We start from the raw sequence: 25,203 nt of genomic DNA, 5'->3' as shown, positions 1-25,203 counted from the left end.
TCAGCAGCGGTCAGCCGCGGCGGCGGGCGTGCTCCAGCAGCGCGGTCGCGGTGAGCTTGCCCAGCTCGTTCGCGGCCAGGGGGCTGTCGCCGGTGATGACGTTGCGGTCGGTGGTGCAGCGGCCGGTCATGTCGTCGTTGACCACGCGGACGCCCTCGTCCTGCAGGGCCTTGCCGAGCAGCCACGGCATCTCGCCGGGCAGGTAGCCGATGTCGATGTTGGCGCCGGCGTCGAGCGCGTCGGGGAACACGCACATCTCGTAGCCCTCGAACACCGACCGGCCGCGGCCGATGCGGGTCGAGAGGAACGCGGCGGGCCCGTGGCACAGCGACACCACGAGCCGGTCGGTGCGCATCGCCCACTCCAGGGTGTCGCGGACGTCGGTGGAGAACGGCAGCCCGGACAGCGCACCGTGCCCGCCGGGGACGAACACCGCGAGGTAGTCCGAGTCCTCGCCCAGCTCGCGCTCGACGACCTCGGCCAGCGACTTCGGGGCCCGCCACTGCGCGAGCAGCTTCTCGCGGGCGCTGCCGACCGCCTCGTCCTCGCCGGGGTAGGCCCACCACTCGAACTTCGCCGGGTTGCCGGTGAGCGTCGCGATCTCGACGCCGAACCCGGCCTCCAGGACGTGGTGCAGGGGGAGCAGGGTCTCCACCGGGTGGTTGCCGGTGGAGAAGAAGGTGCCGTTGCCCATGCGCAGGTAGCGCTCGTCGGTGGCCAGGACGAGCACCTCCCAGCGGCCGCCGGACCAGGCGTGCCGCTCGGTGGCGAGACCGTCGAAGTCGGTCCTCGGCGCGGTGTAGGCGTCCAGCGAGTACGGCGACGGGAAGTAGGCCTCGTGCTCCGCCGGGTCCGCGGTGGGGTCCTTGCTGAGCGTGCTGTCGGACATCGGGGTGCCTCCGGGTCGTTCGTGCGGTGCCCGCGCGGCGTACCCCCGCCCGGTGCCGGTGAACCGCGCCGCCGTGCGTTCACCAACTTGTCCATACAGGGTGGTGGACGGCCCGGCGAGGTGGTGCGACCGTCGCGGGCATGGCAGCTCCCGTGACGACCGCCCGCTACGCCCGCTGGGACGGCGTCGGCGCCCCGTTCCGCCTGGTCACGACCGCGCTCGGCGAGCCGGGGCCGGGTGAGGTCCTGGTGGCGGTCGATCTGGCGACGGTGTGCGGTTCGGACCTGCACACGACCCGCGGGCACCGCTCGTCGCCGGTGCCGGGCGTGCTCGGGCACGAGCAGGTCGGGCGGGTCGTCGCGACGTCCCCGGGCCGGCGCCACGTCGACGGCGCGCCGGTCCGGACCGGCGACCGGATCGTCTTCTCGGTCGCCGCATCCTGCGGGGACTGCGGGCGCTGCCGTCGCGGGATCCCGCAGAAGTGCACCGCCCTGCACAAGTACGGCCACGCCCCGCTGGACGAGGCCCGCCCGCTGACCGGCGGGTTCGCCACCCACTGCCTGCTCGCCCCGGGCACGGCGACGGTCGTCGTCCCCCCGGCGGTGCCCGACGAGGTCGCCGCACCCGCCTCGTGCGCGACGGCCACGGTCGCCGCGGTCCTCGACGCCGCCGGCTCGCCGGGCCCGGGAGCGCGGGTGCTGGTGACGGGTGCGGGCATGCTCGGTGTGACCGCGGCGGCGATGGCCTCCCGCGCGGGCGCCGAGGTCGTGGTCGCCGACCCGCACGCCGACCGCCGCGCCCGGGCCCGCCGCTTCGGCGCCGCGGACACGGTCGGGACCCCGCCGGAGCGGGCGTTCGACGTCGCGCTGGAGCTGTCCGGCGCACCCGCCGCCGTGCGCGCCTGCCTCGACGCGCTCGACGTCGGCGGCACCGCCGTCCTCGCCGGGTCGGTCTCGCCCGGCCCCGCGGTGGGACTCGACCCGGAACGCCTGGTCCGCGGGCTGCACACGGTCGTCGGCGTGCACAACTACGCCCCCCGCCACCTCGCCGCCGCGGTCGCGTTCCTCGTCGCCGAGCACACGCGGTTCCCGTTCGCCGAGCTGACCGGTGGCCCGTGGTCCCTCGACGCGCTCGACGACGCCTTCGCCGCCGCCGGGGCGCCGGGTGCGGCGCCGCGCCAGGCCGTGCGTCCCTGACGTCGCTCCCGATCGTCCGGGTCGGGTCCGGGCCGCCTGGGTCCGGGTCCGGTCGGGCGCGGGTGCGGGTCCGGTGGGGCCGGGGCGCTGCCGTCGCCGCCGCCCGCCCGAAGCGGTTCCGAGCACCATGTCTGGGCTTCTCCGGGTGTACGGATGCCGGCCGCTGGTGTGGCGCGCATCCACCCGATGCGCCACGGCGGACCCGACTCCGGGGGTCTGCGGGAACAGCTCATCGCATGAACCGATTCGGCAGGGCGGTTGTCCTCCCGGCTCCGGAGGGGGATGTGTGTCGATTCGCTTACCCGGTAAGCGAATTCAGAACAGGGGCACCTCTGGGTGGCGGCGGCAGAGGCGGCGGCAGGGGTGGCGGCAGCGAAGGCGGCGGCGACTGTGGCGGCGGTGCGACTCCGGTCCGGTGCCGTTGTGCAGCGGACCGCGGGCGCGGTCCCGGTGGCGGTCGATCATCGCGAAGCCCGGAGCTGGAGCCGGGCCGGGCCAGGCCAGGCCGGGGCGGAGCCGGGGCGGGGCGGAGCCGAGCCGGGACGGAGCCGAGCCGAGCCGGGACGGAGCTGAGCCGAGCCGAGCCGGAGCCGAGCCGGGCCGGGCCGGGGGGCGAGCCGGAGCCCGAGCCCGCGGGCCCCGATCCGTGGCGCGACCGGGCCCGGGCACCGCGGTCGCCGGCGGGGACTCGTCGCCGCCGGCCCGCGGGCGCCCCCCACCCGCTCACTCCCGCGCGAACCCACCCCGCCCGCTGCGGGTGTTCGTCACCGTCACGGTCGCGACGTCCGGGCGGTAGCGGTCCTCCGACCACTCTAGGGCGTTCCCGGCGGAGTCCCAGGTCAGCCGCCGTTCGCGGAGCAGGGGGTGTCCGACCTCGACGTCGAGGAGGGAGGCGTCGAGCTCGTCGGCGGCGACGGCGTCGAAGGTGTGCCGGGCCTCGTGCAGGTCGACGCCCTGGCCGGTGAGCAGGGCGTAGATCGACCCGGCGTTGAGGTCGGCGTCGAGCAGGGCGCGTCCGACCTTCTCCACGTAGGTCATCCGCTCCAGCATCGCGGGACGGTCGTCGAGCAGGCGCAGTCGGATCAGCTGGACCGCGTAGTCCTCGGGCTCCAGGCCCAGCGCCGCCGCGACCGCGGGCGACGGGTGCCGCAGCGCGATCTCGTGCAGGCGCTGGCCCGGGACGTGGCCGGTCAGCTCCGCGCGCCGGGTGAAGGACAGGAACGACTCGAACGGCTGGGCGGGCACCGCGTCGAGCACCACCGGGCGCCGGCCCTGCCCGCCGCCGATCAGGCCCTCGTCGCGCAGGGCGGCCAGGGCCTGGCGGACGGGGCCGCGCGAGGCCGAGAACTCCCGGCACAGCTCGGCCTCGGACGGCAGCGCCTCGCCGACACCGATCGCGCCGCTGCGGATCCGGGTGCGCAGCTCGTCGGCCAGTGTGCGGTGCAACGGGGTCCCCACGGACGGTGACTCTACAAGCGTCAGGCCGCTGAGCACGACGTCCAGGGGTCGGGCAGGTGAACGGATCCCGACTTGTATCGACAAGTCATTGCGGTCCGGGACATCCGGCTGGCACCGTCGCCGCCGTGACCCGGACGAGTGACCTCCTGATCGTCGGGGCCGGCGTCGTCGGCCTCGCCCACGCCGTCGAGGCCGTCGAGCGCGGCCTGGCCGTGACCGTGCTCGAGCGCGACGAGCACGCCGTCGGGGCCTCGGTGCGCAACTTCGGCCACGGCTGCCTCACCGCCCAGACCGGCGACGCGCTGGGGTTCGCCACCCGTGGCCGCGGCACCTGGCTGCGGCTGGGCGCCGAGGCCGGGTTCGGCGTCGCCGAGTGCGGCACCGTGGTCGTCGCCCGGTCGGCCGAGGAGCGCGCCGCGCTCGAGGAGCTCGCGGCCACCCGGGGCGACGACGTCGAGCTGCTCGACCCGGCGCGGGTCGTCGACCGGGTCCCGGTCGCCCGCGACGGACTGCACGGCGGGGCGTTCCTGCCGCGTGACCTGCGGGTCGAGCAGCGCCGGGCGGCCGGGGCGATCGCGGCGTGGCTCGCGGCCCGGCCCGGTGCCGAGATCCACTTCGGCTGCCCGGTGCACGGCATCGACGCGGCCGGCGCCGGGTCCGGCGAGACCGGGATCGGCGCGGGCGGGATCGGGGACGCGAGCGGCGACGGCCCGGTGGTCGTCCGCACCGGGCGCGGGGAGTTCCGGGCCCACCGGGTCCTCCTCTGCGTCGGTCACGACCTGGACCGCCTCGTCCCCGGCCTCGCCGACGACGCGGGCCTGCGGCGCTGCGTCCTGCAGATGCTGCAGGTCCGCCCGCGCACCCCGCTCACGATCGGCCCGGCCGTGCTCACCGGCAGCTCGATGCTGCGCTACCCGGCCCTGTCGGGCACCGCGGGCGCCGCCGCACTGCGCGAGCGCTGGCGCACCGAGCGCCCGGAGCTCCTCGACGCGGGCGTCAACCACATGCTCACCCAGCTGCCCGGCGGCGACCTCGTCGTCGGCGACACCCACCACTACGACCGCACACCCGAGCCCTGGACCGACGAGACCCTCGACGACCTGCTGCTCGCCGAGACCCGGGCGCTGCTCGGGACCGGCGTCGACGTCGTCCGCCGCTGGCGGGGCGTCTACGCCGACGCCCCCGGCGAGTTCCTGATCCGCCCGGTCGCACCGGCGACGACCGCCGTCGCGGTCACCTCCGGCATCGGCATGACCACCGCGTTCGGCCTCGCACCGGCCGTGCTCGACCGCGTCCTCTGAAACGGGAGACCCCCATGCGCCGCCCCCGCCTGCTCGTCGTCGCCGCACTGGCCGCGAGCCTCGCCCTCACCGCCTGCGCCGGCCCGTCCGGCCCTGCCGCCGCCGAGTCGCCCACCTGCCCCGGCGGGCAGATCCGGATGGGCATCGAACCCTTCGAGGACCCGGCGAAGCTCGTGCCCGCCGCGGAGATCCTCGGCGACGCCCTCGAACGCCGGCTGAGCTGCCCGGTCCAGGTGCAGGTCACCGACGACTACGCGGCCGAGGTCCTCGCCATGCGCAACGACCGCCTGGAGATCGGGATCTTCGGCCCGCTCGGATACGTCTTCGCGTCCGAGCGCGCCGGGGCCGAGCCGGTCGCCTCGTTCGGCACCGCGACCGGTGAGCTGTCCGCCTACACCGCCGGGATCTGGGTGCCGCGCGGTTCCGACGTCACCACGGTGGCCCAGCTGCGCGGCCGCACCCTCGCCCTGGGCTCGGTCGGCTCCACCTCCGGTGACGCCCTCCCGCGCAAGGCGCTGCTCGACGCCGGGCTCGCCCCCGCCGACGTCCGGGTCGACTACGCCGGCGGCCACCCCGAGGCGCTGCTCGCGCTGACCAACGGCACCGTCGACGCCGCCGAGATCAACTCCCAGCAGCTGGCCTCGGCGACCGCGTCGGGGACGTTCGACCCGGCGGGGTTCCGCCGGGTCTGGACCTCCGCGCCGATCCCCAACGACCCGGTGACCGTGCGCGGCAACCTCGACCCGGCGTTCAAGGCCGCCGTCACCGACGCCCTGCTGAACCTCGACCCGCAGGCGGTGGGGGAGATCGGCGCACTGCTCGACGTCACCCCGCCCGGGAAGCTCGTGCCGGTCACCCGCGACACCTACGCGCCGCTGTTCGAGCTGGCCCGCACGCTCGGCCTGACCGAGAAGGACGTCCAGTGAGCGCGCTGCTGGCGGTCCGCGGCGCCCGGGTGCGCTACGGCGACCGCGAGGTCCTCCACGGCGTCGACGTCGACGTCCACGCCGGGGAGCTGCTCGCCGTCCTCGGCGCCAACGGCTCGGGCAAGTCGACGCTGCTGCGCGCCGCCGCCGGGCTGACCCCGCACCTCGGCCGGGTGCTCGTCGACGGCCGGCCGCGCGGACGGCTCGACGTCGCCCTGGTCTTCCAGCGGATCCACCTCGTCACCCGGCGCACCGTGCTCGACAACGTCTGCGCCGGCGCACTGGGACGGCTCCCGCTGCGGTCCTCGCTGGTCCCGGCCCTGTTCCCGCGGGCGCTGCGGGAGGAGGCGGTGGGCTGCCTGGACCGCGTCGGCCTCGCCGACCGCGCCCACGACCGCGCCGGGTCGCTGTCCGGCGGGCAGCAGCAGCGGGTCGCCGTCGCCCGCGCACTGTGCCAGCGCGCCCGGGTCCTGCTCGCCGACGAGCCGGTGTCCGCGCTCGACCCGGCCGCCGCCGAGCAGGTGCTCGGCCTGCTCGCCGAGCTCGCCCACACCGAGCGCCTCGCCGTGCTCGCCGTCCTGCACCAGCCCGACCTCGCCGCCCGGCACGCCGACCGCGTCGTCGGGCTGCGGTCCGGGCACGTCGTCCTCGACGGACCACCCGGCGGCGACGTCCGCGCGCTCTACCCCGACACCGCCGACCACCGTGAGCCGGCGGCCGCCCTGGAGGCCGCACCGTGACCAGCACCGCCCCGGACGTCCGTCGCGTCCCCGTCCCGCCGCGGCGCCGCGACCCGCGCACCCTCGCCCTGGCCGCCACGGTCGTCGTCGTGCTGCTCGTCGTGCACGTCATCGCCTGGCGCACCACCGAGATGTCGTTCGCGACGCTGCTCGGCGGCGCCGACGGCATGGCCGAGTTCCTCACCGAGGCGATCCCGCCCGATCTGTCCTGGGCGGTCCTGGGGCCGAGCCTGCAGGGAGCCCTGGTCACCCTGTGGATCGGGCTGCTCGGCACCACCCTGTCGATCCCGTTCGCGCTGGCGCTCGCCCTGGCCGCCGCCCGCGGCACCGCTCCCGGGCCGGTCACCTACCAGGCCGCCCGTGGCCTGCTGTCGTTCCTGCGTGCCGTGCCCGACGTCGTGTTCGCACTGGTCTTCGTCACCGCGGTCGGGCTCGGCCCGTTCCCCGGGGTGCTCGCGCTGGTCCTGCACAACATCGGCGTGATGGGCAAGCTCTGGGCCGAGACCGTCGAGGACGCCGACCCCGGCCCGCCCACCGCGCTGCGCTCCGCGGGCGCCGGACGGCTGCAGGTCGCCGTGCACGCGCTGCTGCCGTCGGTCACCCCGCAGCTGGTGGGGCTGCTGCTCTACCGCTTCGACGTCAACGTCCGCTCGTCGCTGGTGCTCGGCCTGGTCGGCGCCGGCGGCATCGGGTTCCTCATCAACCAGTCCATCCAGCTGTTCCGGTTCGACGAGATGCTCACCCACATCCTCGTCGTGCTGGTGCTGATCGTCGCGGTCGACCAGCTGTCCGCGCTGGTCCGCCGCCGTCTCGGGAGTGACACGTGATCCGACTCGCCGCACTGGACATCGCCGGGACCACCGTCGACGAGGGGGGAGCGGTCTACCGGGTCCTCGCCGAGGTCGTCCGGGAGGCCGGGCACGCGGGCGACGACGCCGCGATCCGCCGCTGGATGGGCGCCGACAAGCGCGAGGCGCTGGCCGCGCTCACCGGATGCGGCGACCCGGCCGACGTCGAGGAGCTGCACGACGCCTTCGTCGCCGCGCTCGCCGACGCCTACGCCGCCGCACCGCCGCGCCCGCTGCCCGGCGTGATCCGGGCGTGCGCGGCGCTGCGGGCCGCCGGGACCGCCGTCGTGCTCACCACCGGCTTCGACCGGCAGGTGACCGACCCCCTGCTGGCCGCGCTGCCCGCGGCGTTCACCGGCGCGCTCGACGCCGTGGTCTGCGCCGAGGAGGTCGGCGCGGGCCGTCCCGACCCGGCGATGGTCCACCGGGCGATGGCGCTGACGGGGGTCGAGGACCCCGGTGCGGTCCTCACCGCGGGCGACACGGTGCTCGACGTGCAGGCAGGCCGCAACGCCGCCGCCGGGCGGGTGGTCGCGGTGCTGTCCGGCGCGCAGACCCGCGCCGAGCTCCTCGCGGCCGGGCCGACCGACGTCGTCGACGGCGTCGCCGACCTCCCCGGGCTCTGCGCGGTGGCCGGTCAGAAGTCGTGACCGGCCTCGGGCGGGTTGCCCGAGATCCGGCGGAGGTGCAGGTGCCGGGCCAGCCGGATCACCGGGCGGATGAGCATCTCGATCGATCCGACGACGAACAGCCACGTCCCGGCGTAGCTCGTCGCGTCGGAGAGGAACAGCACGCTGCCGACGACGAACCAGATCCCGATCAGGACGTCGTTGGCGATGCTGAGCGCCTCGTAGCGGCGGCGGACCACCAGCTCCGCGTGGCCGACGGTGAGGGTGAGGGTCCGGCCGTTCTCGGCGATGTCCATGCCGGGGGACTACCCCGCGCCGGGCCTGTCCGACGCGCGGTGTGACCCGGGTCGGGTCAGGGGGCGGCGGGTGCGTCGCAGCCCGGCCCGCGGTGCGCGTCGCGGTGCACCTCGTCGCGCAGGGTGCCCAGGATCCGGGCGAGCTCGGCCCGGTCGTGGTCGCCGAGCCTGCCGAAGAACTGCTGCGCCTCGTCGGCGCGGCCCGCCCGGATCGCACCGGCGGTCGCCGCGCCGTCGCCGGTCAGCCGCAGCAGCACGGCCCGGCGGTCGCCCGGGTCCGCCGCGCGCTCCACCATCCCGAGCCCGGCCAGCGCGTCGACGACCTCGGTCGCCGAGCGGGGCGCGATGCGCAGGTGCCCGGCCAGCTCGCCGGGGCGCATCTCGCCGTGCCGGGCCAGCACCATCAGCGCCCTGGCCTGCGACGGCGACAGCCCCCAGTCCGCCAGCCGCTCGGCGGAGGTGTGCCGCAGCCGCCGCGCCACGGCCCAGAACGCGTCGACGAGGTCACTCGGAAAGTCGGGTTCCGGCACGGGAACAGACTAGCAAGCGACACTGTTGTTGCCTCATAGTGAGGTAACCACAGCATTGTGACGCAGCATCGTGAGGAGCTCCCCTTGGACCCCCGACCCCCGAACCGGCCCGGCCGGCCCGACACCCGCACCTCCTCACCGGAGGAGAAGGAACAGGCCCGCGCGGTCTCGCTACGGCGCATCGGCGCCCTGTTCGCCCCGCACCGGGGCCCGCTCTCGGTCGTCGTCGTGACGATCGTCGCCTCGTCGATCGTCGGGATGGCCTCGCCGTTCCTGCTGCGCGAGGTCATCGACGTGGCGCTGCCGCAGCGCGACGTCACCCTGCTCGCCTGGCTCGCCGGCGGGATGGTCGCGGTCGCCGCGGTGACCGCCGCGCTCGGCGTCGCCCAGACCTGGATCTCCACCCGCATCGGCCAGGAGGTCATGCACGGGCTGCGCACCGGCGTCTTCGCCCACCTGCAGCGCCAGAGCCTGGCCTTCTTCACCCGCACCCGCACCGGTGAGGTGCAGTCGCGCATCACCAACGACATCGGCGGCATGCAGTCGGTGGTCACGAACACCGCGACCTCGGTCGCGTCGAACCTGACCACCACCGTCGCGACCCTGGTCGCCATGCTCGCGCTGTCCTGGCAGCTCACCCTGGTCTCGCTGGTCGTGCTGCCCCCGGCGATCCTGCTGACCCGCCGGGTCGCCCGCACCCGCCGCGCGATCACCGCCGCCCAGCAGCGGGAGCTGGCCGACCTCAACGTCACCGTCGAGGAGAGCCTGTCCGTCGACGGCGTCGCGCTGTCCAAGACCCTCGGCAGCGGACCGGAGCTGACCCGCCGGTTCACCACCTCGTCGTCGCGGCTGATCGGGCTGGAGCTGCGCTCCCAGCTCGCCGGACGCTGGACGATGGCCGTCACCCAGGTCGTGTTCGCCGCCGTCCCGGCGGTCATCTACCTCGCCGCCGGCCTGCCGTTCGCGGCCGGGACGATGAGCATCGGCACCCTGGTCGCGTTCACCGCGCTGCAGGGCGGGCTGTTCCGGCCGGTCATGGGGCTGCTCAGCGTCGGGGTCCAGATCGTGGCGTCGCTGGCGCTGTTCGCCCGGATCTTCGAGTACCTGGACCTGACCGTCGACGTCGTCGAGCCCGAGTACCCGGTCGCGGTGGACCACGACCGCGTACGCGGGCACGTGCGCCTCGAGGGCGTCACGTTCGCCTACCCGGGCAGCGACGCCGCCGCCGTCGCCGGGATCGACCTCGACGTCCCGGCCGGGACCACCCTGGCGCTGGTCGGCGAGACCGGCTCGGGCAAGACCACCCTGGCGGGGCTGGTCGCGCGGCTGCACGACCCGACCGCGGGCCGGGTCACCATCGACGGCGTGGACCTGCGGGACATGGCCGCCGCCGACCTCACCCGGATCGTCGGCGTCGTCGGACAGGACACCTACCTGCTGCACGCCACCGTGCGGGAGAACCTGCGCCACGCCCGTCCGGACGCCACCGACGCCGAGATCGAGGCCGCCGCGCGCCGCGCAGGTCCACGACCTGATCACCGGCCTGCCCGACGGCTACGACACCGTCGTCGGCTCGCGCGGGCACCGCTTCTCCGGCGGGGAGAAGCAGCGCATCGCGATCGCCCGCACGCTGCTGCGCGACCCGAAGGTGCTGGTCCTCGACGAGGCCACCAGCGCGCTGGACACCCGCACCGAGCGCGCCGTGCAGGCCGCGTTCGACGCGCTGGCCCACGGCCGTACGACGATCACCATCGCGCACCGGCTCTCGACCGTGCGCGACGCCGACCGGATCGCCGTCGTCGACCACGGCCGGATCGTCGAGTCCGGCAGCCACGACGAGCTGCTCGCCGACGCGGGCCGCTACGCCGCGCTGGCCACGGTGTGAACGGCGACCGTGTGAGCGCCTACGCCACGCCCGGCGCCGTGACGACCTCGACCAGCCGCGGCCCGTCGGCGGCGAACGCGTCCTTGAGCGCGGCCGCCGCCGACGCGGCGTCGGACACCGACACCGCCGGGACGCCGTAGCCCTCGGAGATCTTCACGAAGTCCAGGCCGGGGACGTCCAGGCCCGGTGTCTCCCCGGTGCCCAGCAGCCCCGCGAAGCCGCGCAGCGCGCCGTAGGTGCCGTTCTTCAGGATCACGAAGACCACCGGCACCCGGTACTGCGCCGCCGTCCACAGCGCGGTGATGCCGTAGTTGGCCGACCCGTCGCCGACGAGTGCGACCACCCGGCGCGCGTCGCCGTGGGCCAGCTGCGCCCCGACGGCGGCGGGCAGCCCGAACCCCAGGCCGCCGGAGGCGGGGAACAGGTAGCTGCCCGGCTCGGTGAGGTCGGCCTGGGCGACGAAGTCGTCGATGGTCGAGGTGGACTCGCAGACGTGCACGGTCCCGGCCGGGGCCGCGTCGCGGACCAGCGCGAACAGCTGCTGCGGCGGGACGTGGTCCTCGGCGCCCTGCGGTGCGGGCGGCCCGGACCGGGGCGGCAGCGGCTCCCGCCCGGAGGCGGGCACCCGTCCGGCGAGCGCGGCCAGCGCCGGGCCGACCGGGCCGACCCACGCCTCGCCCATCGGGGCCCGCGCGGCCTCGGCCGGGTCCGCGGTCAGGTGCAGCAGCCGGGTGCCCGCCGGCAGCAGGTCACCGGGGACCCACTGGTGGTAGCGGAACACCGGAGCGCCCGCGACGAGCACGACGTCGTGCCCGGCCAGCCGGTCGGACACGTCGCGCACCGAGGCCGGGAGGATCCCGCGGAACGCCGGGTGCCGGGTCGGGAACGGGCACCGCGACGCCGACGGCGCGATCCAGACCGGGCAGGCGAGCCGCTCGGCGAGGGCGACGGCGTGGTCGTTGGCCCGGTCCGCGTCGACCTGCGGGCCCAGCACCAGCACCGGGTTCGCCGCCCCGGCCAGTGCCTCGGCCAGCTCGGAGAGCGCCGCCTCGCCGAGCTCGGCGGCGGCGGTCGCACGCCGGGACGGCAGGTGCGCGGCGTCCGGGCCCGCCTCGCGGGACCAGTCGTCGTAGGGGACCGAGAGGTAGACCGGCCCCCGGGGTGCCAACAGCGCGGTGTGCACCGCCTGGGACAGCGCACGCGGCACGTCCTGGGCCGACGCGGGCTCGGCGGCGTACTTGACCAGCGGGCGCGGCAGCGCGGCCGCGTCCACGTTGGTCAGCATCACCTCCTGGCCGACCGTGGACCGCACCTGCTGGCCCGCGGTCAGCACGAGCGGGGAGTGGGAGTAGACGGCGTTGGTGAGCGCGCCCATCGCGTTGCCCGACCCGGACGCCGCGTGCAGGTTGACCAGCGCCGGGCCGCCGGTGGCCAGGGCGTAGCCGTCGGCCATGCCCAGTACGGCGCCCTCGTGCAGGCCGAGCACGTAGCGCACCCCGTCGGGCATCGCCGCGAGGAACGGCAGCTCGTTCGAGCCGGGGTTGCCGAACACGGTGTCGATGCCGTGGGCGGTCAGCACCTGCCAGCCGGCCTCGCCGACGGTCGTCATGGGGGCTCCTCGGGTCGCGGGACCCCCACCGTAGGTGCCGTCAGCGGCGCGCGGCGACCCGCTCGGCCCGGGCGCCACGGCGCACGTGGGCGACGACCAGCGGCCGCACGGCCAGCGCGGCGGCGGCCAGGACCAGGGTGACGGCGGTGGGGGCCAGCGGCACGGAGACGATCGTGGCGACGGCCAGCAGCACCATGAGCACGCCGGCGAGCACGACCGTGCGCACCTCGGTCGCCCGCGACTGCGGAGCGGCTCGGAACATGGCGTCCACCTCCTGATCGGCGCCCGTGCCCCCTGCTCGCACCGTGCGCCCCGAACACCGGAGTTCGGTCCGGCTAACTCTACGCCTCGGCACGCCTGAACAACAGCGTCGGGTCGCCGTGGGACCCGTGATCACCTATCGTGTATGCGGCGTCACACCTGTCGGGGGGCCGTCGGGGACGCCACGACGGGGGTGACGTGTGACCGCACCGGTACGGGATCCCCACCGCCACGTGCTGACCGTGCCGGTCAGCGACGAGCAGCTCGCCGAGGACGTCGCCGCGTTCCTGGCCGAGGGGCTCACGGCGGGGGAGCGGGTCGCCTACTTCGACGACGACACCGCCGGGCTGGTCCTGTCCCGCCTGGCCGACGACGGCGTCGACGTCACCGGGCCGCTGCGGTCCGGGCAGTTCCAGCTCGTCCCGGGCGAGTTCACCCGCGCCGCCCTGCACGCCCCGCTCGACGAGCTGACCGGGGTGATGGAGCAGAACGTCACCTCCGCCCTCGACGACGGCTGGGCCGGGCTGCGCTTCAGCGGCCAGATGGACCACGGCCTGCGCCGGCCCGGGGGACAGGTGCTCGACGAGTACGACCGCAGGCTCGACGACGCCGTCCGCGACCACCCGCTGCGCGCGCTGTGCGTCTACGACCACCTGCGCTACCCCGACGAGCTCATCGCGACGATGCGCAGCCTGCACCCCGCCGAGCTGACCGCCGCCCCGCTCTACGACGACAGCCTGCTGCGCGTCACCGAGATCGGCCCGGCCCGGGTCCGGCTGGCCGGCGAGGTCGACCACGCCAACCGGCCCCAGGTCCGCCGGGTGCTGGCCAGGCTGATCGACCGGGTCGTGCGCGGCGACGTCGGCGAGGGCACGCTGACCGCGGACCTGTCCGCGCTGCGGTTCGTCGACGTCGCCGGTGCGGTCGGCCTCGTGCACGCCGCCGACGAGCTCCCGGTCAGCGTGCGGCTGCGGCTGGTGAACCTGCGCCCCGGTGTGGCCCGGCTGCTCGAACGCTGCGGTGCGGGGTTCGCCCCGCAGCTGGAGATGAGCACCCGCGAGCGGCACGCCCTCTGCCCCGCCGACGCGCTGGGCCTCGCCGGAGGTGGGTCGGAGTGAGCGGGCTGGTGCACGCCCTGTGCCGGCACGGCGGCGACGGCGACCTGACCGACCGGCTCGCCGACACCGTGCTCGACGCGCTCGCCGCGGGCGGGTCGGTGGCGACCCTGCTCCGCCCGGTCACCGAGGTCGCGCTGCGCGGCCGGGTCGCCGAGGCCCTCGGCGCGGACGCCGTCGCCGGGCTGCTGCGGCTGCGCCGCGACTGCGGGCCCGACGGTCCGTCGGGCCAGACCGAGGCGGCGCGCCTGGCCCGGGTCCTGCGGGCCCGCCACCGGGCGGTCGCGGGGCCGGTGACCGTCGTCGTCGAGCACTCCGCGGACCTCGACGACCCGCGCGGCGCCTACTGGGGCGAGGTCGAGGCGGCCGCGGCGCTCGCCCTGGCCGACCTGCCGCTGCGGCTGCTCTGCTTCTTCCCCGCCGACCTGCCCGGGCCCATCGCCGAGGTCGTGCGACGCGCGCATCCGTTCGTCCTCGACGACGGCCGGCCCGTCACGACCGGTGTCGACGCCGACCCGCGCCGGCTGCTCGACGGCCTCGGCGCCCCGGTGCCCGCCGAGCTCGGCGCCCCCGCGCAGGAGTTCCGCTTCGACGCCACGCAGCTGCGCGACGTGCGCCGCGCCGTCGACGAGGCACTGCGCGGCCAGGGGTTCCCCGACAGCCGCGCGGAGGACGTCACCGTCGCGGTCAACGAGGTCGCCACCAACGCCGTCCACCACGGGACGCACACGGCGCGGCTCATGCTGTGGACGCCCGAGCAGGACGTCGTCTGCGAGGTCCACGACGGCGGCCGGCTCGCCGACCCGCTGCCCGGCCTGGCCCCGCCGGACCCGGGCCGCGCGCACGGGCGCGGGATCTGGATCGCCCGCCAGCTCTGCGACCTGCTGCACGTCTGGGGCGACGACGCGGGCACCCACGTCCGCATCCGCGCCGCCGCCTGAGCGCACCCGGGCCCGGGGGCCTCAGCGCGTGTCGAGCGCGTGGAAGGACTCCACCAGCCGCCCGGGCGGGAACCCGGCCCGCTTCGCCAGCGACCCGGACCACTGCCCGATCATGTCCTCCAGGCCGGTCATGTGCGCGGTCTGGCTCGCGTGGGCGCGCAGCGCCGCGATCTTCACGTCGATCGTGTCGGTGATGTCGACGTGCCGTGCCCCCTCGGGGTCGTCGGCCGGGGCCGGACCCAGGACCCACACCTCGCCGACCGTGTGCGCCTCGTACCCGGCCTCGGCCAGCTCGGGGAAGGCGTAGGGGTTGCGCGCGTCGGGGTAGACCGCGCACAGGGCGGCCTCGCCGGTCGCGGTGTGGTCGGGGTGGCTGCCGTACATGCTGCGCAGGTCGCGCACCGGCTGCGGCACGACGACCCGGTCCGGGCGGACCTGCCGGATCACCCGGGCCAGGTCGCGGCGCAGCTCCAGGGTGACGGTCAGCCGCCCGTCGGGGTGGCCGAGGAACACCAGGTCGGTGACGCCGGCCTCGGCGGCCGCGGCGGTCTGCTCGGCCCGGCGGATGCCCGCGATGTCGCTGCGCGGCACGGCCGGGTCGAAGCCGCCCGCGTCGCCGTCGGTCACGAGGCAGTAGGTCACCGCGACCCCGGCCGCGGTCCACACCGCGACGGTGCCGCTGCAGGAGAAGTCGATGTCGTCGGGGTGCGCGGCGATCACCAGCACGCGCTCCACCCCGGTGTGCGCGCGGTCGTCGGCCGCCGTGCGCTCGTCCTCGGTCGCAGTCACCCGGCCATCCTGGGTCACGCGCCGGAGGCGGTCACCAGCAGGACCCCCACCACGGACCCGGCCGACCACACCCGTGCGCGGACCAGGTTGACCCGCAGCAGCCGGCGCAGGTCCCCCGGGTGCGCGGCCGGGTCGAGCCGGCCGTGCAGCGACACCGCGGGCAGGGTCACCGCGACGCCCGCGGCGGCCGCCACCGCGGCCACCCACACCAGCGGCTCGCCGGGCGCGAGGACCAGCAGCGCCGCCGTCGCGAGCCCCTGCGCGACCCACGGCGGCCCGACGACGAGCGTGACCGCCCGGCTGTGCGCGGCGTGGTAGCGGACCCAGGACCCGGCCGGGACCAGCGCGAACGCCGGGTAGACCACCACCTGCACGGTCCAGGCGATCCCGGCCAGCAGCACGGTCGCGACGGCCTGGACGACGGCGGCGATCAGCACCGTCCGATTCTCGGGTGAACCGGCGCCGCGCGCGTGCCAGGCTGCCGGGGTGATCACCACCGCGATCGGGCCCGAGCTGCTGCACGGCGTCCTCGACGCCGTCGACGGCGAACGGGGCCTGCTCCCGCAGCGGCTGCCCGCCTCCGCCCGCGCCCGCAACACCGACCCGCAGCTGGCCGGCGCGCAGAGCCAGCCGTCCGGGGTGCGCGTCGTGTTCCGCACCGCCGCGCGGACCGTCGAGCTGGAGACCCTGCGCACCCGGATCGGTCTCGTCGGCGCCCCGCTGCGGCCCGACGGCGCCTACGACCTGCTCGTCGACGGCCGGCCGGCGGGCAGCGCCACGACCTCCGGCGGCAAGCTCCTCATGACCGACCCGGCGACGGGGGAGGTCACGGTCACCGACGGCCCACCCGGCCCGGTGCGGTTCACCCTGCCCGGCCGCGACGCGCTCGTGGAGATCTGGCTGCCGCACAACGAGATCACCGAGGTCGTCGCGCTGCGCACCGACGCGCCGGTCGCCGTCGTCCCGCCCGGCGGGCGCCCCGTGTGGCTGCACCACGGCAGCTCGATCAGCCAGGGCAGCAACGCCGCGGGCCCCAGCACCACCTGGCCCGCGCTCGCCGCCCGCTCTGCCGGTGTCGAGCTGGTCAACCTGGGGTTCTCCGGCAGCGCGATGCTGGACCCGTTCGTCGCCCGCACGCTGCGCGACACCCCGGCCGCGATGATCAGCGTCAAGATCGGGATCAACATCGTCAACGCCGATCTGATGCGCCGACGGGCCTTCGGACCCGCCGTGCACGGGTTCCTCGACACGATCCGCGACGGGCACCCCGACACCCCGCTGCTGGTGGTGTCCCCGGTGCTGTGCCCGATCCACGAGCACACACCGGGCCCGGGAGCGCCGGAGGTCGTCGACGGGCGGCTGCAGTTCCGGGCGACCGGCGACCCGGCCGAGGTGGCGGCGGGGAAGCTGACGCTGTCGGTGATCCGCGAGGAGCTGGCCCGGATCGTGGCCGGCCGCACCCCGCAGGACCCGGCGCTGGCCCACCTCGACGGCCGCGAGCTCTACGGCGACGCCGACGCGGCCGAGCTGCCGCTGCCCGACCGGCTGCACCCGAGTCCCGAGGCGCACCTGCGGATGGGGGAGCGGTTCGCCCGGCTGGTGTTCGGTGCGGGGGGTGCGTTCCACGCCGCGGGCCCGCGCGACCGGTGACCGGCCACGGGGCCCGCGGGCGCGGGCTCAGTTGCCGTCCTGGTCCAGCTGCCCCCGGAGGCGGTCCTCGAAGTCCTGCTGGCACTGCGCGATCGCGGACTGGTCGGTGCCCGCCTGCTGCACGCAGCTGACGTACTCGTCCCCGCCGACCTGGTTGAACACGCTGAGGCCGAAGGCGACGACGGCGATCGCGATGACGATGCCGACCAGGCCGAGCACGAGCCCGGCGATCGCGACCCCGCGGTTGGTGGCGGCGCCCTTGGACGCCCGGCTGATCCCGACGATGCCGAGCGCGACCGCGACGACTCCGAACAGGGCGCCGATCAGGAAGAACCCGAGCAGCACGGCGAGGATGCCGAGCACCAGCGCGGCGATCCCGATGCCGTTGCGCGGCGGGGTCGCGGGCGCCCCGCCCTGCGGCCACCCCGGCGGCCCGGCGGGCGGCCGGTCCGGGTAGGCGGCCGGGTCGTGGCCCTGCGCGCCGTAGGGCTGCTGCCCGTACGGCTGCTGCCCGTACTGCTGGCCGGGGGGCTGCTCCCCGTACTGCGGCTGCTGTCCGTACGGCTGCTGTCCGTGTGGCTGCTGCCCGTACTGCTGACCGGGCTGCTCGCCGTACTGCTGCCCGCCGTAGGGCTGGTTCTGCTGCGTCGGCTGGTCCAGGTTGTTCGGGTCCTGCGGGTCCCCGGGGCGACCCGGGTACGGGGGTGGGCTGCTCACGCTCGTCCTCTCCTCACCGACGCACCGGGTGGTCCCCGGTGCCGGCGGTGCCGTCCGGCGGAGTCGCCGTGACCGTCCTCGCCGTCGTGTCCGGTTCGATGATCCCCAGGTGCCCGGGCGCGGTCCAGGCAAAACACCCATGGGGGCGGCGCGGGAGCCCCGGTCGTGATGGGATCGGTGCCCGTGAGCGGTATCGACGAGATCGAGGAGTGGACCCGGGCGCAGCGCCGGGTCATCGACCTGGTGCGGGACCTGCCGCCCGAGCGCTCGGAGCTGACGGTCCCGTCCTGCCCGGACTGGACGGTGCGCGACCTGTTCTCGCACATGGTCGGTCTGGGTGCGGACGTGGTGCGCGGCGACGAGCCCGACGACCACAACGAGGAGTGGACGGACCGGCAGGTGCGGGCGCGGCGTGACCACGACGTGGCGGCACTCGTCGCGGAGTGGGAGTCGCTGACCGGCCCGCTGCGCGACTGGATGGCGGGGAACACGACCCGCCCGCTCGGCGACGTGATCATCCACGAGCAGGACCTGCGTGGTGCGCTGCGCGAGCCCGGCGGGCAGCACACCCCCGGCCTCTACGCGATCATGGACAAGTTCCTGGGCCGGTTCGCCGACGCCCTCGGGGACCTCCCGCCGATCGCGCTGGTCGGCGACGGCCGCCGCTGGGTGTCCGCGGGCGACGAGGCGGGGGCCGCGGTCGTCGTGCGGGCCCCGGACTTCGACCTGGCCCGTGCCCTGGTCACCCGCCGGTCGGCGGCGCAGCTGCGGGCCTGGACCGAGCGCGGCGACGTCGAGCCTTACCTGGACGCGTTCGCCCTGCTCGGGTCGCTGCCCGACACCGACCTCACGGAGTCCTGACCACGGTCGTCACCGGATTGTCAGCACCGTCGACGTGACACGGTCCTGACAGTGGGTCCAGACTGGGCGGGTGAGCGTGCACCCCACCCACCCCGTCCCCGCTCTCGACGACGCGCTGACCGGGCGCGCCGTCGAGCGCGTCCGCCGCTGGACCGAGCGCACCGGTACCGCCCCGTCGTCGGGCTCCGGCCGCGGAGCGGACCCGACGCAGCGGCTGGCCGCGCTGATGCACGACCCCGCCGGGGTCGACTTCACGCTGCGCTTCGTCGACCGCGTCGCACGCCCCGCCGACGACCGGGTCGCGGCCCGTGAGCTGGCCCGGTTGGCCGGGGCGGGCGCCGCGCTGCCCGCGTTCGTCGCCGGCACCGACCGGCTGCTCCTGCGGGCCGGCGGCCGGCTGGCGACGGCGCTGCCGCACGTCGTCGTGCCCGCGGCGCGGTCGCGGCTGCGCAGCCTGGTCGGGCACCTGATCGTCGACGCGGGCGGGCGCGGCCTGGACCGCCGCCTCGCCGCGGCCCGGCGCGACGGCCACCGGCTCAACCTCAACCTCCTCGGCGAGGCGGTCCTCGGCCACGACGAGGCGGACCGTCGCCTCGCCCGCACGATCGCGCTGCTGCGCCGGCCGGGCGTCGACCACGTGTCGGTCAAGGCGTCCTCGGTCGTCGCCCAGCTCGTGCCGTGGGACCTCGAGGGCAGCCGGGACCTGCTCGTGGACCGGCTGTTGCCGCTCTACCGGGCCGCCCGCGAGCACGGCGTGTTCGTGAACCTCGACATGGAGGAGTACAAGGACCTCCACCTCACCGTCGCGCTGTTCACCACGCTGCTGGCGCGCCCGGAGTTCCACGACTTGCCCGCCGGGATCGTCCTGCAGGCCTACCTGCCCGACTCCGTCGCCGCGCTCGACGAGCTCGGGGGGTTCGCCGCCCGCCGCGCCACCGCGGGCGGGGCGCCGATCAAGGTGCGCCTGGTCAAGGGCGCGAACCTGGCGATGGAACGGGTCGACGCCGAGCTGCACGACTGGCCGCAGGCGCCCTTCGCCACCAAGGTCGAGGTCGACGCCAACTACGTCCGGCTCCTCGACCGCGGCATCGGCGGCCCGCACGCCGACGGGATGCGCCTGGGCGTCGCGTCGCACCACCTGCACCACGTCGCGCTCGCCCTGGAACTGGCCGACGCCCGCGGTGCCCGGTCCCAGCTGGACCTGGAGATGCTCCAGGGCATGGCCCCCGCGTTCGCCGACGCCGTCGCGGGCGACCTGCCGGAGTCCGGTCCGGGCTCGCAGCTGGTGCTCTACACCCCCGTCGTGCACCGCGGCGACTTCGACACCGCCGTGTCCTACCTGGTCCGGCGGCTGGAGGAGAACGCCTCCCCGGAGGGCTACCTGTACACGCTGTTCGCTCCCGATTCGGGCGGCCCGGCGACCTACCAGGAGCGGTTCCTCGCCTCGGTGCGCGACCGCGACGCCGTCGCCGACACCCCGCGCCGCACACAGGACCGCACCGTGTCCGCACCCGTCGGGACCGACGGCCCGTTGCCCGGGGACCCCGTGCCGGCCGGGTTCCGCGCCGAGCCCGACACCGACCCGTCGCTGCCCACGAACCGGGACTGGGCCCGTCGCGCCGCGACGACCGCCGTCGCGCGGACCGAGGTCCCCCTCGTCACCGACCCGGCCGCGGTCGACGCCGCGGTCGAGCGCGCCCGCACCTCCGGCTGGCGCGACGTCCCCGCCGCGGAGCGGGCTGCGACGCTGCGCCGCGCCGCCCGCGCGCTGGCCGCCGCCCGCGGGACGCTGTTGTCGGTGATGCTGCACGAGGCGGGCAAGACCGTCGCCGAGGCCGACCCCGAGATCTCCGAGGCCGTCGACTTCGCCGCCTACTACGCCGAGCGCGCCGCCGAGCTCGACGGCGCCCCGTTCACCCCGGACCGGGTCGTGGCCGTGACCCCGCCCTGGAACTTCCCGGTCGCGATCCCGCTCGGCGGCTGCCTCGCCGCGCTCGCCGCGGGCGCCCCGGTGCTGCTCAAGCCCGCCCCGCAGGTCCGCGAGTGCGCCGAGGCGGGCGTCGCCGCACTGCACCGCGGCGGGATCCCGCGCGAGGCACTGCAGCTGCTGCCCACCGACGAGGCCGACGCCGGACGCCGGCTGGTCACCCACCCCGACATCGACCGTGTCGTGCTCACCGGCTCCTCGGAGACCGCCGCGCTGTTCCGGTCCTGGCGGCCCGACCTGAACCTCGTCGCCGAGACCAGCGGCAAGAACGCACTGGTCATCACCCCCGCCGCCGACCCGGACCTCGCCGTCGCCGACCTCGTACGCTCGGCGTTCGGGCACGCCGGGCAGAAGTGCTCCGCGGCGTCGCTGGCCATCCTCGTCGGCCCCGCCGCGACCGGCTCGGCCATCGGGAGGCGGCTGCGCCGCCAGCTCGTCGACGCCGTCACCACCCTGCGCGTCGGCCCCGGCACCGACCTCGCGACGACCATGGGCCCGCTCATCGAGGCGCCCTCGGCGAAGCTGCACCGGGCACTGACCACGCTGGAGCCGGGGGAGCGGTGGCTGGTGCGCCCGCGCCGGGTCTCGGAGACGGTGTGGACACCGGGCGTGCGGGCCTGGGTGTCGCCGGGGAGCTGGTTCCACCGCACCGAGTGCTTCGGCCCGGTGCTCGGCCTGATGGCCGCCCGCGACCTCGACGAGGCGATCGCCTGGCAGAACGACACCGGCTTCGGCCTCACCGGTGGCATCCACTCCCTCGACTCCGACGAGATCGCGCACTGGCTCGACCGCGTCGAGGTCGGCAACGCCTACGTCAACCGGCACATCACCGGCGCGATCGTGCAGCGCCAGTCCTTCGGCGGCTGGAAGGGCTCGGTGCTCGGCCCGGGCGCCAAGCCCGGCGGACCCAACTACGTCGCCCAGTTCGGCACCTGGCACGACGGCGACCTCCCCGGGCCGGGACCGGCCTCCGGCCCGGCCGCGGACCGCGTCCTGGCCGCGGCGGCCGACCTCGACCCGGCCGCCCGCGACCGCCTCGCCCGCGCCGCCGCCTCCGACGCCCGCGCGTGGGACACCGAGTTCGGGATCGAGCACGACCCGACCGGGCTGGCCGCGGAGTCCAACGTGTTCCGCTACCGGCCCGCCCCGTCGGTGACGCTGTGGTGCGGCACCGGTACCGCCCGCGCCGACGTCCTGCGGGTGCTGCTCGCCGCCGCCACCGCGGGGGTCCCGGTACGGCTGCACGGGCCGGGGATCCCGCCGGGCGAGGTCCCGGGCGGGGTGCACGGCGGCGAGGGGCTCGTCCCCGTCGCGGGCGAGCGGATCCGGGCCCTGGGCACCGTGCCCGAGGGTCTGCGGGCGGCCGCCGCGGAGGTGGGCGCGTCCGTCGTGGACACCCCGGTCGTGCTCGACGGACGCCGGGAGATCCCCACCGTGCTGCGCGAGCAGGCGGTCAGCCGCACCCGGCACCGGTTCGGCCACCTCGAACGGTGAGCGATGGCGGCCGCGACGTCGCCGTGGTTACGGTGCGTCCATGGTGGTGCGTGCCCGCGATGTCATGACCGAACGCGTCGTCACGATCTGGGCGGACGCTCCGCTGGCGCGGGCGCAGGAGCGGATGGCCGAGTCCCGGTTCTCCGCCCTGCCCGTGGTCGACCGGCGGTTCTCCCTGGTCGGGGTGATCTCCCTGGTCGACGTGCTGCGCCACCGCGACGACCCGCACGCCGTCGTGGGCGACGCGATGACCGAGCAGGTCGTGTCGGTGCTCCCGACGACGAACATCTCCATCGTCGCGCACCGCATGCGGGTCTACGGCGAGCTGCGGCTGGTGCCCGTCGTCGACAAGGGCATCCTGGTCGGTGTGATCACCCGCAGCGACCTGCTGCGGCACCGGCACTCCGGGGGGCGGCTGCGCCGCACCGCCCGCCGGATCGGCGGTGTCGTGCCGGTGGCGCCGCTGCCGGAGGCGATGGCGCCGCGCGGGGCGGGCCGGATCGGCGGCCGCCCGACGTCGTCGCTGCGGGTCGCGGACGTGATGACCGACGGCGGGCTGGTCGCGATCCCGCCGGAGCTGGCCCTCGACGAGACCGCCGAGGTCCTGCTGTCCTACCGGTTCACCGCGGTCCCGGTCGTCGACGACCGCGACCACCTGCTGGGCATCGTCTCCGAGGCCGACCTCATGCACGGCTCCCTGGACGGCGGCCGGCGGCTGCGGGCCCGCACCGTCTCGGAGGTGATGACCCGCGACGTCGAGGTCGTGCACCCGGGCGACCCGCTCACCGACGCCGAGGACCTGTTGTCCCGGCGCGGGTTCCGGGTCGTCCCGGTCGTCGACGCCGAGGACGTGCTGGTCGGGGTGCTCAGCCGCAGCGACCTGCTCTGACCCGCGGTCAGGCCCCCGGGAGCGGGGCGGCGGGAGCGGCCGGTGCCCGGACCGCGTCGCACTCCTGGGCGGCCTTCGCGACCAGCAGCGAGAACGCCACCGGGTCCTCCAGCGACTGCCCCGGCAGCGTCCCGAAGTCCAGGTACTTCTGCAGGCAGGCGAACTGGGCGGCCTGGTCGGCGGGGCTCAGCGGCGGCTCGGCGGGCGGCGCGGGCTGCGCCGACGCCGTCCCGGCGGTGACGGCGGCCAGGGCGAGTGCGGCGGCGACGGCGCCCGCCGCGGTGGTGGCGGCACGCAGGGCGGTCCTCACGATGTGCTCGCTTCCTGCGCCGGGGGCCGGCGCGGTCGGGGTCCTACCGCCCTCCGCGTGACGTCCCGGCCGAGCCCGGCGTCCGCGGTGGCACGATCCTGCGGCCCCGGCGGCACCCGGCGCGCCCCGACGGGCACGGGTCGACCCGGAGGTGTGACCCCCGGTCGGGTGGGCGTGGGATCCTGCCCGGGTGCCCCACGACCACACCCCCGCCCGCGAGCTGCTCTGCACGTGGTCCCGCCGGATGGTCCGCGACGGACTCGTCGTCGGCACCTCGGGGAACCTGTCGCTGCGCACCGGGGACCTGATCGGTCACCCCGTCCGGTGTGGACTACGAGACGATGACCGCCGCGGACGTCGTGCTCGTCGACGCGGAGGGCACCGTCGTCGACGGCACCCGGGAGCCGACCAGCGAGCTCGGGCTGCACGTGGCCGCGCAGGCCCGGCCCGGCACCGTCGCGGTGGTCCACACGCACTCCCCGGCGGCGGTCGCGCTGTCGACGCTGTCCGACCACGTCCCGGCCGTGCACTACCAGCTCGCGATGTTCGGCGACGGCGTGCGGGTGTCGGAGTACGCGCCGTTCGGCAGCCGTGAGCTGGTCGTGAACGCGCTCGCGGCGCTGGGGGAGTCCACCGCCGTCGTCCTCGGCAACCACGGCACGCTGGTGCTCGGCGACACCCTCGGCGCCGCCTACGACGGCGCCCGCCAGCTGGAGTGGCTCTGCGACGTCTGGCTGCGCGCCCGCGCCGTCGGCGAGCCGCGGCTGCTGCCCGACGCCGAGATCAGTGCGGTGCGAGGGCGGTTCGCGGCCCAGCGGGCGAAGGTGCGGGCGACGAGCCCGGTCCCCACGCCCGCTCCTCGGTGACGATCGCGGTCACCAGGTCGAACGGCGTCACGTCGAACGCCGGGTTGTAGACCGGGGTCCCGGGCAGGGTGAGCAGGGTGCCGCCGTGCTCGCGGACCTCCTCGGCCTCCCGCTGCTCGACGACGATGTCGGCCCCGGTCGGGGTGTGCGGGTCGATCGTCTCCTCCGGCGCGACCACCACGAACGGGATCCCGGACCGGGCCGCGGCGCAGGCCAGCATGTAGGTCCCGATCTTGTTCGCGACGTCGCCGTTGGCCGCGATCCGGTCGGCACCGACGAACACCGCGTCGACCAGCCCGGACGCGATCGCCGCGGGACCGGCCGAGTCGACGCACAGCCGGTGCGGCGCCCCGGCCGCGGCGAGCTCCCAGACGGTCAGCCGCGCGCCCTGCAGCAGCGGGCGCGTCTCGCACGCCAGCACCTCGGCCAGCGCGCCGCGCTCGTGCAGGCGCAGGACCGCCCCCAGCGCGGTGCCGCCGTCGCCGGTGGCCAGCGGGCCGGTGTTGCACACCGTCAGCGCCCGCAGCGGGCGGTCCGGGCACAGCTGCTGTGCCAGGTCCGCGGCCCGGCCGGTCGCCGCGGCGTTGACCCGGGCGGCCTCCGCGGCGACGGCGCGGGCCTGCGCGAGCACCGCGGGCGGGCCGCCGTCGAGCGCCTCCAGGGCCTGCGCCACCCCCAGCCCCAGCGGGACGGCGGTGGGCCGGGCGACGGCGATCCGCTCGGCCGCGGCCCGCACCGCGGCGACGGCGACCGGCGTCGCCGTCCCGTGCAGGTGCGCGGCCAGCGCGACCCCGAAGGCGCCGGTGATGCCCAGGCTCGGGGCACCGCGCACGGCCAGCGACCGGATCGCCTCGATCAGCTCGTCGACGGTGCGCAGGTACAGGTGCTCGGTCGCGCCGGGCAGCGCGCGCTGGTCGAGCAGGACCACCGCCGGGCCGCCCTCGTCGTCGCCGGCCCAGTCCACGATCCGCATCGCCCCGTACCCTTCCCGGTCACCCGTCCTCGGGCGACCGGGG

At 76.1% G+C, this 25,203-nt stretch carries 24 protein-coding genes and 2 pseudogenes; 15 read left to right on the top strand and 11 right to left on the bottom strand.

The features are described 5' to 3' along the window. Window positions 1-10: 10 nt before the first annotated feature. A complete protein-coding gene (gene hchA / locus KPL60_RS06790) occupies window positions 11-889 on the bottom strand; it encodes a glyoxalase III HchA (protein WP_226365263.1) in 879 nt (292 codons plus the stop codon). Between the two features lie 140 nt (window positions 890-1,029). On the opposite strand from hchA, the gene KPL60_RS06785 reads away from it, so the two are divergent. After that, complete coding sequence (locus KPL60_RS06785) at window positions 1,030-2,085, top strand: alcohol dehydrogenase catalytic domain-containing protein (RefSeq protein ID WP_226365262.1); 1,056 nt, start codon at window positions 1,030-1,032, stop codon at window positions 2,083-2,085. 723 nt (window positions 2,086-2,808) lie between these two features. Here KPL60_RS06785 and KPL60_RS06780 read toward each other — a convergent pair. Continuing rightward, complete coding sequence (locus KPL60_RS06780; protein ID WP_226365261.1) at window positions 2,809-3,543, bottom strand: GntR family transcriptional regulator; 735 nt, start codon at window positions 3,541-3,543, stop codon at window positions 2,809-2,811. A gap of 125 nt (window positions 3,544-3,668) precedes the next feature. Here KPL60_RS06780 and KPL60_RS06775 point away from each other — a divergent pair, with 125 nt between their 5' ends. The 5 genes from KPL60_RS06775 to KPL60_RS06755 are packed head-to-tail and all read left to right on the top strand — an operon-like array spanning window position 3,669 to window position 8,008. After that, window positions 3,669-4,844 carry a TIGR03364 family FAD-dependent oxidoreductase gene (locus KPL60_RS06775; RefSeq protein WP_226365260.1) on the top strand — a complete coding sequence of 392 codons (1,176 nt, stop codon included), beginning with the start codon at window positions 3,669-3,671 and terminating at the stop codon, window positions 4,842-4,844. 14 nt (window positions 4,845-4,858) lie between these two features. Then, window positions 4,859-5,770, top strand: a complete 912-nt coding sequence (locus tag KPL60_RS06770; RefSeq protein ID WP_226365259.1) for a phosphate/phosphite/phosphonate ABC transporter substrate-binding protein — start codon at window positions 4,859-4,861, stop codon at window positions 5,768-5,770. Then, on the top strand, window positions 5,767-6,510 hold the full coding sequence (locus KPL60_RS06765; protein ID WP_226365258.1) for a phosphonate ABC transporter ATP-binding protein: 744 nt from the start codon (window positions 5,767-5,769) through the stop codon (window positions 6,508-6,510). Before KPL60_RS06770 ends, KPL60_RS06765 begins: the two co-directional genes overlap by 4 nt. Continuing rightward, window positions 6,507-7,337: a phosphonate ABC transporter, permease protein PhnE gene (gene phnE, locus KPL60_RS06760; RefSeq protein WP_226365257.1), complete on the top strand. Its 831-nt coding sequence runs from the start codon at window positions 6,507-6,509 to the stop codon at window positions 7,335-7,337. Before KPL60_RS06765 ends, phnE begins: the two co-directional genes overlap by 4 nt. Continuing rightward, the gene (locus KPL60_RS06755) at window positions 7,334-8,008 is read left to right on the top strand and encodes a phosphonatase-like hydrolase (RefSeq protein ID WP_226365256.1); all 675 of its coding nucleotides are present in this window, start codon (window positions 7,334-7,336) and stop codon (window positions 8,006-8,008) included. The genes phnE and KPL60_RS06755 overlap by 4 nt, the downstream gene beginning before the upstream one ends. Here the strand turns inward: KPL60_RS06755 and KPL60_RS06750 are convergent. Continuing rightward, the gene (locus tag KPL60_RS06750) at window positions 7,996-8,283 is read right to left on the bottom strand and encodes a YrhK family protein (RefSeq protein ID WP_226365255.1); all 288 of its coding nucleotides are present in this window, start codon (window positions 8,281-8,283) and stop codon (window positions 7,996-7,998) included. The genes KPL60_RS06755 and KPL60_RS06750 overlap by 13 nt on opposite strands. 56 nt (window positions 8,284-8,339) lie before the next feature. Next, window positions 8,340-8,813 (bottom strand): MarR family winged helix-turn-helix transcriptional regulator, encoded by a 474-nt coding sequence (locus tag KPL60_RS06745; protein WP_226356971.1) that lies wholly within the window; start codon window positions 8,811-8,813, stop codon window positions 8,340-8,342. Window positions 8,814-9,071: 258 nt separating this feature from the next. Between KPL60_RS06745 and KPL60_RS06740 the strand changes: the two are divergent. Then, window positions 9,072-10,283 (top strand): annotated as a pseudogene (locus KPL60_RS06740) (ABC transporter ATP-binding protein); the annotation flags it as partial. Window positions 10,284-10,344: 61 nt separating this feature from the next. Beyond that, entirely contained in the window at window positions 10,345-10,698 is a 354-nt protein-coding gene (locus tag KPL60_RS34565) for an ATP-binding cassette domain-containing protein (protein WP_308016744.1), read from the top strand. 19 nt (window positions 10,699-10,717) lie between these two features. Here the strand turns inward: KPL60_RS34565 and mdlC are convergent, their stop codons facing one another. Further along, window positions 10,718-12,307, bottom strand: coding sequence for a benzoylformate decarboxylase (gene mdlC / locus KPL60_RS06735; RefSeq protein ID WP_226365254.1), 1,590 nt, complete (start codon window positions 12,305-12,307; stop codon window positions 10,718-10,720). Window positions 12,308-12,347: 40 nt separating this feature from the next. Continuing rightward, window positions 12,348-12,569: a hypothetical protein gene (locus tag KPL60_RS06730; protein ID WP_226356973.1), complete on the bottom strand. Its 222-nt coding sequence runs from the start codon at window positions 12,567-12,569 to the stop codon at window positions 12,348-12,350. A gap of 199 nt (window positions 12,570-12,768) precedes the next feature. Between KPL60_RS06730 and KPL60_RS06725 the strand changes: the two genes are divergently transcribed. Next, window positions 12,769-13,686 carry an MEDS domain-containing protein gene (locus tag KPL60_RS06725; RefSeq protein WP_226365253.1) on the top strand — a complete coding sequence of 306 codons (918 nt, stop codon included), beginning with the start codon at window positions 12,769-12,771 and terminating at the stop codon, window positions 13,684-13,686. Next, window positions 13,683-14,624 (top strand): ATP-binding protein, encoded by a 942-nt coding sequence (locus KPL60_RS06720; RefSeq protein ID WP_226365252.1) that lies wholly within the window; start codon window positions 13,683-13,685, stop codon window positions 14,622-14,624. Before KPL60_RS06725 ends, KPL60_RS06720 begins: the two co-directional genes overlap by 4 nt. A gap of 21 nt (window positions 14,625-14,645) precedes the next feature. Here KPL60_RS06720 and KPL60_RS06715 read toward each other — a convergent pair whose 3' ends face one another. Together KPL60_RS06715 and KPL60_RS06710 are read right to left on the bottom strand one after the other, a co-directional pair. Beyond that, on the bottom strand, window positions 14,646-15,413 hold the full coding sequence (locus tag KPL60_RS06715) for a PIG-L deacetylase family protein (protein ID WP_226365251.1): 768 nt from the start codon (window positions 15,411-15,413) through the stop codon (window positions 14,646-14,648). A 14-nt stretch (window positions 15,414-15,427) separates the two neighbouring features. Then, the gene (locus tag KPL60_RS06710) at window positions 15,428-15,850 is read right to left on the bottom strand and encodes a hypothetical protein (RefSeq protein WP_226365250.1); all 423 of its coding nucleotides are present in this window, start codon (window positions 15,848-15,850) and stop codon (window positions 15,428-15,430) included. 49 nt (window positions 15,851-15,899) lie between these two features. Here KPL60_RS06710 and KPL60_RS06705 point away from each other — a divergent pair, with 49 nt between their 5' ends. Further along, complete coding sequence (locus KPL60_RS06705; protein WP_226356978.1) at window positions 15,900-17,063, top strand: SGNH/GDSL hydrolase family protein; 1,164 nt, start codon at window positions 15,900-15,902, stop codon at window positions 17,061-17,063. Window positions 17,064-17,090: 27 nt separating this feature from the next. Here KPL60_RS06705 and KPL60_RS06700 read toward each other — a convergent pair whose 3' ends face one another. After that, window positions 17,091-17,780: a DUF4190 domain-containing protein gene (locus KPL60_RS06700; protein WP_226365249.1), complete on the bottom strand. Its 690-nt coding sequence runs from the start codon at window positions 17,778-17,780 to the stop codon at window positions 17,091-17,093. 183 nt (window positions 17,781-17,963) lie between these two features. Between KPL60_RS06700 and KPL60_RS06695 the strand changes: the two genes are divergently transcribed. The 3 genes from KPL60_RS06695 (at window position 17,964) to KPL60_RS06685 (ending at window position 23,011) form a co-directional block, all read left to right on the top strand. Beyond that, window positions 17,964-18,641, top strand: coding sequence for a maleylpyruvate isomerase family mycothiol-dependent enzyme (locus KPL60_RS06695; RefSeq protein ID WP_226356980.1), 678 nt, complete (start codon window positions 17,964-17,966; stop codon window positions 18,639-18,641). Window positions 18,642-18,711: 70 nt separating this feature from the next. Continuing rightward, window positions 18,712-22,122, top strand: a complete 3,411-nt coding sequence (locus tag KPL60_RS06690) for a bifunctional proline dehydrogenase/L-glutamate gamma-semialdehyde dehydrogenase (RefSeq protein WP_226365248.1) — start codon at window positions 18,712-18,714, stop codon at window positions 22,120-22,122. 40 nt (window positions 22,123-22,162) lie between these two features. Continuing rightward, complete coding sequence (locus tag KPL60_RS06685; protein ID WP_226365247.1) at window positions 22,163-23,011, top strand: HPP family protein; 849 nt, start codon at window positions 22,163-22,165, stop codon at window positions 23,009-23,011. Between the two features lie 7 nt (window positions 23,012-23,018). Here KPL60_RS06685 and KPL60_RS06680 read toward each other — a convergent pair whose 3' ends face one another. Beyond that, the gene (locus KPL60_RS06680) at window positions 23,019-23,321 is read right to left on the bottom strand and encodes a hypothetical protein (protein WP_226365246.1); all 303 of its coding nucleotides are present in this window, start codon (window positions 23,319-23,321) and stop codon (window positions 23,019-23,021) included. A gap of 244 nt (window positions 23,322-23,565) precedes the next feature. Here KPL60_RS06680 and KPL60_RS06675 point away from each other — a divergent pair. Further along, window positions 23,566-24,187: pseudogene (locus KPL60_RS06675) on the top strand (class II aldolase/adducin family protein). On the opposite strand, the gene mtnA reads toward KPL60_RS06675, so the two are convergent. Continuing rightward, window positions 24,105-25,160 (bottom strand): S-methyl-5-thioribose-1-phosphate isomerase, encoded by a 1,056-nt coding sequence (gene mtnA / locus KPL60_RS06670; RefSeq protein WP_226365245.1) that lies wholly within the window; start codon window positions 25,158-25,160, stop codon window positions 24,105-24,107. The pseudogene KPL60_RS06675 and the gene mtnA overlap by 83 nt on opposite strands. Window positions 25,161-25,203: the final 43 nt, after the last annotated feature.

Origin of the sequence: Pseudonocardia sp. ICBG162 (assembly GCF_020496225.1) — a bacterium.
GTDB classification, from domain to species: Bacteria; Actinomycetota; Actinomycetes; order Mycobacteriales; family Pseudonocardiaceae; genus Pseudonocardia; species Pseudonocardia alni.
The sequence above is the reverse complement of the archived record's forward strand: the minus strand, read 5'-3'. Positions and strand labels throughout refer to the sequence as shown.

Excerpts from the sequence above, each read along its gene's own strand:
- KPL60_RS06730 (WP_226356973.1), bottom strand. The coding sequence starts at position 12,569 with ATGTTCCGAGCCGCTCCGCAGTCGCGGGCGACCGAGGTGCGCACGGTC.
- KPL60_RS06770 (WP_226365259.1), top strand. The coding sequence starts at position 4,859 with ATGCGCCGCCCCCGCCTGCTCGTCGTCGCCGCACTGGCCGCGAGCCTC.
- KPL60_RS06785 (WP_226365262.1), top strand. The coding sequence starts at position 1,030 with ATGGCAGCTCCCGTGACGACCGCCCGCTACGCCCGCTGGGACGGCGTC.
- mtnA (WP_226365245.1), bottom strand. The coding sequence starts at position 25,160 with ATGCGGATCGTGGACTGGGCCGGCGACGACGAGGGCGGCCCGGCGGTG.
- KPL60_RS06685 (WP_226365247.1), top strand. The coding sequence starts at position 22,163 with ATGGTGGTGCGTGCCCGCGATGTCATGACCGAACGCGTCGTCACGATC.
- mdlC (WP_226365254.1), bottom strand. The coding sequence starts at position 12,307 with ATGACGACCGTCGGCGAGGCCGGCTGGCAGGTGCTGACCGCCCACGGC.
- hchA (WP_226365263.1), bottom strand. The coding sequence starts at position 889 with ATGTCCGACAGCACGCTCAGCAAGGACCCCACCGCGGACCCGGCGGAG.
- KPL60_RS06750 (WP_226365255.1), bottom strand. The coding sequence starts at position 8,283 with ATGGACATCGCCGAGAACGGCCGGACCCTCACCCTCACCGTCGGCCAC.